The sequence below is a fragment of the Photorhabdus heterorhabditis genome (genome assembly GCF_001280945.1).
Lineage (GTDB): Bacteria > Pseudomonadota > Gammaproteobacteria > Enterobacterales > Enterobacteriaceae > Photorhabdus > Photorhabdus heterorhabditis.
Genome location: NZ_LJCS01000061.1, coordinates 17,290 through 27,752 on the forward strand (window position 1 = coordinate 17,290; position 10,463 = coordinate 27,752).

At 35.4% G+C, this 10,463-nt stretch carries 9 protein-coding genes and 3 tRNA genes; 9 read left to right on the forward strand and 3 right to left on the reverse strand.

Annotated elements, in window-relative coordinates:
• Positions 1-126: 126 nt before the first annotated feature.
• Positions 127-555: a universal stress protein gene (locus tag AM629_RS17100; protein WP_054480460.1), complete on the reverse strand. Its 429-nt coding sequence runs from the start codon at positions 553-555 to the stop codon at positions 127-129.
• Positions 556-1,217: 662 nt separating this feature from the next.
• Positions 1,218-1,355 (reverse strand): DUF2594 family protein, encoded by a 138-nt coding sequence (locus AM629_RS25035; RefSeq protein WP_223178578.1) that lies wholly within the window; start codon positions 1,353-1,355, stop codon positions 1,218-1,220.
• A gap of 420 nt (positions 1,356-1,775) precedes the next feature.
• On the opposite strand from AM629_RS25035, the gene uvrY reads away from it, so the two are divergent.
• From uvrY to AM629_RS17130, 6 genes are all read left to right on the forward strand, one after another.
• A complete protein-coding gene (gene uvrY, locus AM629_RS17105) occupies positions 1,776-2,441 on the forward strand; it encodes a UvrY/SirA/GacA family response regulator transcription factor (protein WP_054480468.1) in 666 nt (221 codons plus the stop codon).
• On the forward strand, positions 2,425-4,257 hold the full coding sequence (uvrC, locus tag AM629_RS17110; RefSeq protein ID WP_054480461.1) for an excinuclease ABC subunit UvrC: 1,833 nt from the start codon (positions 2,425-2,427) through the stop codon (positions 4,255-4,257). Before uvrY ends, uvrC begins: the two co-directional genes overlap by 17 nt.
• Before the next feature lie 57 nt (positions 4,258-4,314).
• Positions 4,315-4,863, forward strand: a complete 549-nt coding sequence (gene pgsA / locus AM629_RS17115; RefSeq protein WP_054480462.1) for a CDP-diacylglycerol--glycerol-3-phosphate 3-phosphatidyltransferase — start codon at positions 4,315-4,317, stop codon at positions 4,861-4,863.
• A 144-nt stretch (positions 4,864-5,007) separates the two neighbouring features.
• A tRNA-Gly gene (locus AM629_RS17120) sits at positions 5,008-5,083 on the forward strand.
• 38 nt (positions 5,084-5,121) lie between these two features.
• A tRNA-Cys gene (locus AM629_RS17125) sits at positions 5,122-5,195 on the forward strand.
• Positions 5,196-5,201: 6 nt separating this feature from the next.
• Positions 5,202-5,288: transfer RNA gene (locus AM629_RS17130), tRNA-Leu, on the forward strand.
• 232 nt (positions 5,289-5,520) lie between these two features.
• Here the strand turns inward: AM629_RS17130 and AM629_RS17135 are convergent.
• Positions 5,521-6,156, reverse strand: coding sequence for a hypothetical protein (locus AM629_RS17135; protein WP_054480463.1), 636 nt, complete (start codon positions 6,154-6,156; stop codon positions 5,521-5,523).
• 1,210 nt (positions 6,157-7,366) lie between these two features.
• On the opposite strand from AM629_RS17135, the gene AM629_RS17140 reads away from it, so the two are divergent.
• From AM629_RS17140 to AM629_RS17150, 3 genes are all read left to right on the forward strand, one after another.
• Complete coding sequence (locus tag AM629_RS17140; RefSeq protein ID WP_054480464.1) at positions 7,367-8,035, forward strand: PAS and helix-turn-helix domain-containing protein; 669 nt, start codon at positions 7,367-7,369, stop codon at positions 8,033-8,035.
• Between the two features lie 132 nt (positions 8,036-8,167).
• Positions 8,168-8,863: a helix-turn-helix transcriptional regulator gene (locus tag AM629_RS17145; RefSeq protein ID WP_054480465.1), complete on the forward strand. Its 696-nt coding sequence runs from the start codon at positions 8,168-8,170 to the stop codon at positions 8,861-8,863.
• A 1,028-nt stretch (positions 8,864-9,891) separates the two neighbouring features.
• A partial coding sequence (locus tag AM629_RS17150) for a PAS domain-containing protein (RefSeq protein WP_054480467.1) occupies positions 9,892-10,463 on the forward strand: 572 nt, incomplete at its 3' end.

Consider the following 10,463-nt stretch of genomic DNA (forward strand, 5'->3'; position numbering starts at 1 on the left):
ATAATCACACCAAATCCAATGAAAATAAAGTCAACTAAAATATAACAACATAGCCTTAACCTACTGATATATATGGTAAGCCATCCAAAGATGGCTAGCCAATTTATCAATTAAATTTTTACTATCCTACCTAACAACCAAAACAGAAATTTTCGAATATTTAACAACACCTGCGGCATTAGATCCCAATAAATGGGTGGAGATATTGGGCCTCCTTGAGCCAATAACAATAAGATCAGCGCTAATTTCTGTAGCAGCTTCTACTATTTCATCTCTCGGCGAACCAAAGGCAATAGAATAGGATAGCCTTTCATCAGGAAAATCTATTGTATCGAGCAGCATTTTTAAATCATTCTCTGCTTTAACTGTCGCTTTATCCTTAATTTCCTCATATCCCAATGAATATGCATTAACAATCGCAGATGAGACTGGTAATACATGAAGAATATGAAGCTTCGCGCCTGTTTCTTTAGCTAAAGACAGAGCATGCTTAACAGCCTTACTCGTTAGTTCATCTTCTGAAATATCTACCGGTACTAAAATAGTGTTGTACATACGCACTCTCCTATATTTACATACCAAACCAGACTATTATCTTAGTATACTCAATATTTTATTAATTACTATGAGTTATTCAATAAGATGAAAAAATAACAGAAAACACTTATACCCGTCATCTTTCAAGCTGCTGCTTTGTTGGCTGCGTTCACTTACCCCAGTCACAGAGTTATCTATGCTCCTGGGGACGCGTTCTCTTGCCGCCGCACTGCAACTTGAAATCTATTGGGTATATATTTCATATTGATAAGATCTGTAATCAATACTTTTCTCATGGCATTTTTGCTTATAAAGTAAGAAAATTAATGCTCATCATTATAAACTTATTACTATTTGTCGTAAAAACATATCCAGATTTTTCCTGTAGCAAGAAAAATAAATTAATGCCTTTATTCAATATATCATCTGTTTCTTACAATAAAATAAAAATCTCAATATTTTACATACATAATATTCATCTGACAGTCACAACAAAAAACAAGCGTCTTATCGAAGTAAATATTATTAAATATTCATATTTATGTTGAACAGTAAAATTAACGATAAATAAAAATATCTTTGTATGGATAGGAAAAGAAAGATATTTTCAAAAATAGCATTATTTGATAAACAAAAACAATAACAAATTCCCGATTAAGTATGATTTGCCCTACTTCTGCTTAACTCCATGATTTCAAAAATCTGAAGCTTTTAAAATCGAAAATTTTTTGATCTAAAGCTAGCAGAACTTTTAAACATGCTACCTCTGTTGCCAGAATTTCAGTATCGAACCGTGAGATGAGATCAATTTTACTTATAGTCGTTACTTAAGCATTAATTACGTCATGAAAATAATAACTATGTCATATAATTTACCCCTTATTTTTATACACTACATAAATAGACCAGCAAAAACAAATGTTAATTTCTTGTTAAAACTATTTATTTCGCAAATATTTATACAGTCATTAATTCTATTATAATCAGAATATACAGGATATCTTTATTACGAATAAATAATACATATAACTATATAAGACAATTCTCTTTTGTCTTTTGGAGATATAAGTATAATGTCCACATTCCAGATGAGTTTTTGGGAGAACTTCCCTATTTTATTGTTTTATATAGTCTTTATTAAAAATTCAAAAAATAGATTACTGAGGTTAACTCTTCTGAAGCAGATTTAATACACACGCAATATCAATATGAACATAGGGCCAGTTGGAGACACTTTTTTGATTAATGTTTTGTTAGTCGATGATCATGAATTGGTCAGAGTTGGTGTAAAACGTATTCTTGATGACGTGAAAGGGATAACAGTTACAGGAGAAGTCAACTGTGGTGAAGATGCGATAAAATGGTGCCGAGTCAATAAAGCAGATATCGTGTTAATGGACATGAATATGCCGGGTATTGGCGGCCTAGAGGCGACAAAAAGAATCTTGCGTTATTGCCCCGATATCCGTGTAATTATGCTGACTATCTATACTGAAAACCCATTACCAATGAAGGTAATGCAAGCTGGAGCTAGGGGATATCTCAGTAAAGCCTCTACCCCTCAAGATATGATCAATGCGATTCGTACTGTGAATGCGGGTCAGCGCTATATAGCTCCCGATATTGCCCAGCAAATGGCACTGAGTCAGATTAACCCACAGAAAGAAAATCCATTAAGTTGCCTGTCTGATCGTGAATTACAGATTATGCTGATGATCACAAGGGGGCAAAAGGTCAGTGATATTTCCGAACAACTTAACCTCAGCCCAAAAACCGTCAATAGCTATCGCTACAGAATGTTTAGTAAACTAAATATCAACGGTGATGTAGAATTAACGCATATGGCAATACGCTATGGGCTGTTCGACACAGAGAGTCTATTAAATAGTGACGGAACAATTTGATTCAAAAGCGTTTTTAAAAACAGTAACCAGTCAGCCTGGTGTTTATCGAATGTATGACACTTCGGGGACAGTTATTTATGTCGGCAAAGCTAAGGATTTAAAAAAACGGCTTTCCAGTTATTTTCGGGCGCAAGTGACCAGCCGCAAAACTGAATCTTTAGTCAAAAACATTGTTCAAATAGATGTTACTGTCACTCACACAGAAACAGAAGCGCTGTTATTGGAACATAATTACATCAAGCTGCATCAACCCCGATATAATGTTTTGCTACGAGATGATAAATCTTACCCTTATATTTTTCTCAGCTCAGATAAACATCCCCGGCTGGCAATGCATCGGGGCGCCAAACATTCTAAGGGTGAATACTTCGGCCCATTCCCAAATTCTCATGCAGTACGTGAATCATTAATCTTACTACAAAAACTTTTTCCTATCCGACAATGTGAAGATAGTGTCTACCGCAATCGCTCCCGTCCATGTCTGCAATATCAAATTGGCCGATGTCTTGGGCCTTGCGTTAAAGGATTAGTGAGCGAAGAAGAATATCAGCAACAAGTTGATTATATTCGCCTATTTCTTTCAGGCAAAGATCAACAAGTTTTAACCCGATTAATTAACCGCATGGAAGCAGCAAGTCAGAGACTAAAATTTGAAGATGCTGCAAAATATCGTGATCAAATTCAGGCTGTTCGTCAGGTCACTGAAAGGCAATTTGTTTCAGGAACAGACGATGATTTGGATGTCATAAGCATTGCATTTGAAGCGGGAATGGCTTGTTTACATGTACTATTTATACGTCAAGGCAAAGTACTGGGTAGCCGCAGTTATTACCCTAAAATACCTGCCGGGACAGAGCTTAACGAGATTGTACAAACATTTCTTGGTCAATTTTATTTACAAGGCAGTCAAAACCGGGCTCTGCCATCAGAGATTTTGCTAGATTTTGCGCTGCAAGAAAAAGAAATTCTGTCTGATTCTTTATCTGAAATATCTGGCCGAAAAATTCATATTCAAACCCGGCCTCGTGGAGACAGAGCTCGTTATCTGAAACTCGCCCGTACAAATGCCGCCACAGCTCTGGTTACTCGCTTATCTCAACAATCAACTATTCATCAAAGATTGGACTCTCTCGCCAAATTAGTTAATTTGGCAAAAATTCAAAGAATGGAATGTTTTGATATCAGTCACACTATGGGGGAACAAACTGTTGCATCTTGTGTCGTTTTTGACAGCAATGGCCCACTACGTTCTGAATATCGGCGCTATAATATTAGTAGTATTACTCCAGGTGATGATTACGCAGCGATGAATCAAGTATTGCGCCGTCGATACGGTAAGGCATTGGACGAGTCAAAAATTCCCGACATTATTTTTATTGATGGCGGTAAAGGCCAGTTGGCTCAGGCAATCAACGTATTCCAATCTCTTGATGTTAAATGGGATAAAACGCATCCTCAATTGATAGGTGTTGCCAAAGGAAGCGATCGCAAAGCGGGGCTTGAAACACTGTTTTTTGCTGCTGGAGGTGAAAGTATGGCATTACCACCGGACTCTCCTGCCCTGCATGTTATTCAGCATATTCGTGACGAATCACATAATCATGCAATAACCGGGCACCGCCAGCGTAGAGCTAAAGTTAAAAATACCAGTACCCTTGAATCCATTGAAGGTATTGGCCCAAAACGCCGGCAAATGTTACTAAAATATATGGGAGGTTTACAGCCTTTGCGCAACGCAAATGTAGAAGAGATCGCAAAAATACCGACTATTTCCTATGCATTAGCAGAAAAAATTCATAATGCATTGAAACACTAAGTGCATTGATGCACCATACTTATAAACTCCACTATAGCCAGATAGTTAAGAAGCACTATGCAATTAAATATACCAACATGGCTCACTCTGTTCCGCATTGTCTTGATCCCATTTTTCATACTGGCATTTTATTTGCCATTCAAATGGGCGCCGATGGTTTGTGCCATAATTTTTATTGTCGCTGCGGCGACAGACTGGTTTGACGGTTTCCTTGCCCGCCTTTGGAAACAGACCACCCGCTTTGGCGCATTTCTTGATCCTGTCGCTGACAAAATCATGGTTGCAGCCGCATTAGTATTAGTTTGCGAGCATTATCATACCTGGTGGATAACATTACCTGCCGCAACCATGATAGCACGTGAAATTATCATCTCTTCGCTTAGAGAATGGATGGCCGAATTGGGGAAACGCAGTAATGTTGCCGTTTCCTGGATGGGTAAAATAAAAACCACAGCTCAAATGGCAGCATTAGTCGCTTTATTATGGCGCCCTAATTTTGAATTCGAACTTGGTGGATTCATATTACTTTACGTTGCTACAGTGATGACATTTTGGTCAATGTTTCAATATGTAAACGCGGCATGGTCTGATTTGCGTGAAGCTTGATCGAACTGACGTAAAAAACACCGAACAAACGCATCGTAACAATAATTGTATTGACTCGATACGTTAAGTAAGTAGAATGCAACGCATCGAACGGCACATGAGGTTTACGAAAACAAATAAGTAAATCAGCCAGTTCGGAGCGGTGCGGGAATAGCTCAGTTGGTAGAGCACAACCTTGCCAAGGTTGGGGTCGCGAGTTCGAGTCTCGTTTCCCGCTCCAAAAAACTAGTCGGCAAGACGATGAGTTACTGATATTAAGGCGCGTTGGCAGAGTGGCCATGCAGCGGATTGCAAATCCGTCAACCTCGGTTCGACTCCGGGACGCGCCTCCAGATTCAGCCCAGGTGGTGAAATCGGTAGACACAAGGGATTTAAAATCCCTCGGCTGTAAGGCTGTGCGGGTTCAAGTCCCGCCCTGGGCACCATATAAAATTCGCTGGTGAAACAGTGAGTTAGGAAAAAGAAAAGGCCACCGCAAGGTGGCTTTTTTGTATTTCGAGATGGCATGAAAATGGCGACACTTTGGCGGTGCTGTATAAATACACATTATCTATTTCAGGCAATCCCTTCCCCCTCAAAACATCATCAGAAAAATATTTTTCACATAAAAAAACCGCAATTAAGCGGCTGTATATGAAAAACCTGCACTGGGCGGGTTTATTTGATGGGTAATTCGCTTTTCGAAATAATTGCCAGTCTATTTTGATGGTGCTCGGGATCACCCCATAGCCAAGACTCTTTGCTAGCAATTTCTTTATCAGACAAAATTTTGTGTAATTCACGTGTAATCATATCGTAAGCATAAACATGCATATTATATGCCAACGCGTCATACATACGGGCCTGCCAAAAAGAAATACCGTCATGAGTCTGGTTCATGTCTGACACAATCACGTTATAAGATTCGAGCAAGTAATCAAAGAACACCTTACCCGCTAAATCACGTAAAACCACTCGATGTTCACGCTTCAGAATACGCCAAACAAGAATTTGTGTTACCGGGCGACAACTTAATACTACATCAGGCTGTATAATAACTCTGTTATAATAGACGACTTCTTGAGACACATCGTTAAGCAGCGCCAATTCGAAGTGAGACTGACTAATCCAATCTTCAAGGCGACCATCAACGCGAACCATGCGATAACCAGGCGCTAGTAATAACCCGTTTATTTGGGAAGTAATATCACTGCCATTCATCAATGTAGTGTAGAGGGCGCGATTATCTCTACCTTCGTTCAGATGAACGAAAACCTCATTAACCTTGTCAGGATTTACCAATCTCTTTGGCATACTCCCCCCCTTGCACATCTGAATAATTCGCTCTATACAGTCTGTATATAAATAAGTGTAATACGTTTAGTATTAACTAAGCAAATTCATTTCTCAGAAAAGTAAGCTCGAAATTAGACGAAAAGTGAGGAACGCAAAACGAAGAAGATGTAAGCCCATTATAAATAAGCATTTTGAGCGCAATGTTTATCATGATGAAGCCAAGTTGTAAAAAACATCAGACATCATAGTCTTACAGTGAGCCGTCCTTGGCTTGGATAATAACTTTCTAAGCTGCCTGTACGGCAGTACATTGTGTTTCAGTGCGTTAATATCCGTCCAATTCTTTCTAAGCTGCCTGTACGGCAGTACATCGTTGCATATTAACCTTAACTTACTGACTATTAAAGAGTTACCTACAAAAATTTTAAAAACCCTGTTTTACGAGATAAATAATATCCCCTTAAAAATCAATATATTAAATTTGACTGTAAAAAAAAGGTCAAAACTAAGGTGCAAAGAAATACCATCCTTTAAGTTACATTCCCCCTTTCCCAATCCAATGAAACCCGTACCGATCAAAAGAAAACAACTGCATGTAAATACATTCCCCCGGAATCATAAAGCTATTATTGGAAATAAATGGCATAATGCAAAAAATATTAAATCGTCCAGAAATTATTAATCCAATATCCAGTTATTTACAGAATTCTATCAATTAACGATTATGACTTAAGAGGTTTTCTACACCACCCGATTCAATACTCATCGAAATTAAATAATTCACATATATGAATAATACCCCATGGTTATATTAACTTATGTTTAAATTTGATTTATCAAATAGTAATAAGATTTCATTTTTCCAACAAATTAAATTCAATCAGTAAACAAATCAGTTAAATAATTAAAAACAACCATATCAGATATATCCAGCTAATTTTCCACCAACCGTTCAATTTGTCTTAACAACACAATAGCACAAAAGTTTCCAATTGATAAATAACCCGCCCCTATTGCAGAATAAAATATCGTTAATTATGTTGACCAGATTTACCCAAAATGTAATCTACAATGAAATATATAATTAACCGATTCTCGTAATAAAAATACCGATAATAATTATATTTCCGAAAAACTTGTCATTGCTGGTAGTAACGTATTAAACTGATTGCATAATTCAAACATATCAAGTTTAAAACCTAAAAATTAAAAAAAAAGGAATTATAATATGAGAAATAACGTAACTATATCATCTCAGATTATTAACACATTAGCAGTAAGCAATGAGCCATGGGGAATCAAAGATAAGAATTCATGCTTCATTTATGGTAATCTGGCATTAAAATCTCTTCAGAATTTTTCAAATTCATTTGAATACGAGGGACATTATGAAAATGAGCTTCCATGGGATAGTGCTAAATTTGCAGAAGAATTCATTAATCATGATAAAAAAGTGATGGAAAAAGAGCAAAGAATATGTTCACTAGAAACACATGTATTTGGCAAAACACAAATTCTATCATCTTATTTTTTTGAAAAATCACCTTTTTATCATGAAAATGGAAATTGCATGGGTGTTATATATCATGGGTGGAAAGCAAAAAGCTATTCATTAACCTGTCTACACCAATATCACAACGAATTACCTGCATCGATAATGTTCCAACCACCCACAGATCTTTTTACTCAATGTGAATGGGATATCATTTTTCTTTTTTTACAGAAAAAGACCAAAAAACAGATTGGACAGATATTGAATATCACCTATCATACTATTGAATCTCATATGGTTCAGATATATCGAAAAATAGGTATTAACTCCAGTCAACAACTAGAAGAGTATTGTCAGGCTAATAATTTCAATCACTTTATACCAGAGAAATTTATATTGTCTTAGATTACGTATTAATTCCTATTTTCTATATATTTCCTTTGTCCATTATTAATAGATAAAATAATCAGTCCCATTGGAATATATTTTTATTTATAAATAAAATAATTATATTCAATAATTTCTTAAAGGCTATTTATGAGTGAATCAGGATATCAAAAATCTCCTATTATTACCTCTCAATTAACGAATACATGGGACAGAAGTTCCGAGCCATGGTTTGTAAAAGATAAAGAATTACGTTTCATTTATGCGAATACAGTATTTATTAAAGCCAGTAAGTTACCTGAAAATTTTAATGTTATCGGACATACTGATAAAGAATTACCTACACCATTTAATTGTTTTGCTCACCTTTTTGAACAGCATGATCGTAAAGTCTTAGAATGTATGCAACGAATATCATCTATTGGGATTTATCCTCAAGGCAGCGATCAACAACCCAAATCCTATTTTTGTAATAAATACCCATTAATGGATGAAAACAATCAATGTATTGGAATAATCTCCCATGCCAAAGAAATAGACCATTTTGCAATATCTCATTACATTAAGAATAATACCTCTATATCTATTCGGCTTAGGCAACCTAACAATATATTAACAAAGAAAGAATGGATTATCATTTTTCTATTCTGTCGTGGTATCAGCAATAAATGCATTGCCGATGAAATGAAAATTTCATACAATGCTGTAGAAAAATATTTTGAATGTATCTATAAGAAACTATCAATCGGTTCAGCAATTGAATTAAGACTATTTTGCAAAGAAAATGGTTATGATACGTTTATTCCATCAAAATATTTTGAGCCTATAGGCCATTTTTTATTATAAATGTTCGAGTTTACTATTATGTATTTTCATATTGGCTATTTAATTAACATGAATTACTAATAAGATAAATACGGATTTGACAGAATAATTTTATATCAATAAATATAATTTATATATTATGTCTTTTACTTTTTGCCAATAATTTTCAACATCAGGGTAAGAATTGATAATCATAGACCAATATACATCTGACCTAACATTACCAGTGCTTTACCGAGTGTATTATAAGGTCATCATAATGGTTAACTTTTTTGTAAATGCCTTCGCAGTAGGTAACATATACCCAATAGATTTCAAATTGCAGCGCGGCGCCAAGAGAACGCATCCCCAGGAGCATAGATAACTATGTGACTGGGGTAAGTGAACGCAGCCAACAAAGCAGCAACTTGAAAGATGACGGGTATATACTGTTCTAAGTAAGTTTTCTATCTAATTATGCTTTAAAAACCAAATTCAGAAGAATGTAGCCCACCTTAATTTTATTTAAGAATAGCTATTTAAGAAGTTCCTTGTTCTTCCAGACTAAAACGCTCCAATAGTCAATCCTGCCGCCATATTCAACAAAAAGCTTATCGAATTACGATACTTAGAATGTTACATTTAAGAAAAAATATTTAACTGATTCAGCACTATTTTAATTAGATCTATTTCCCCGGCATTATTCTGTTCCAAAGGAATAACACCTTTTATTTCATCCTGTTATAAGTATCTGTTATCAGAATAATTCTTGTTTCTACAATTCATGACGGAACATTTATGACACAGATCACTTATTGATCAATAGATTAAAAATCCAACTCATTAACCTGACTACTTAGTAAGTAGAACAAATAATATTTATCCAAAATAGTATTGATAGTGATATTTATTAACATTGAACATTACTTTGAAAAATAATAAAGAATTTAATTAATAAATATATGTATTTTGACGAATAAATTATTATATTTTATTATATGACCAAGCCATTTTAAGTAGAATCAGCAAATAATCTCCATATACGCTTGAATAATAGTTTAGGAGCTGCAATGAAAAATATAAGAAACAAACCCAATAATATCACTCCACAATTAATTTATACGTGGGAAAGAAGTGATGAACCCTGGGGAGCTAAAGATCTCCAGTCACGATTTATCTATGCCAATCCCGCTTTCTATCGACTACTCAATTTGCCTGAAGATCTCGATATTACTGGGCTTTCAGTCAGTGAATTACCTTCACCTATTGCAGAATATGAAAAAGAATTCCGCCGTCAGGATCAAAAAGTTATCCAAACCATGCAACGAGTGACTTCACTAGAAACTCATCCACTTGGAGAAAATAGAGTTAAGCAAACTTACCTCTGTAATAAATATCCGCTTTGTGATGAAAAGGGTGACTGTATTGGTATTACCTTTCATATATACAAAACACAGAATTTTTCTGTTTCTTATTATTATGAAAAAACATTACCAGCAACGCTAAAGTTTATACCCCCTAACGATATACTGACCCAAACTGAATGGGAGGTTCTCTTTTTAACTCTGCGTTCAGTGGATGAAGAACACATCAGTGAAGAATTAATGATAAATACAGAAGATGTTGTTAATCATATTCAATC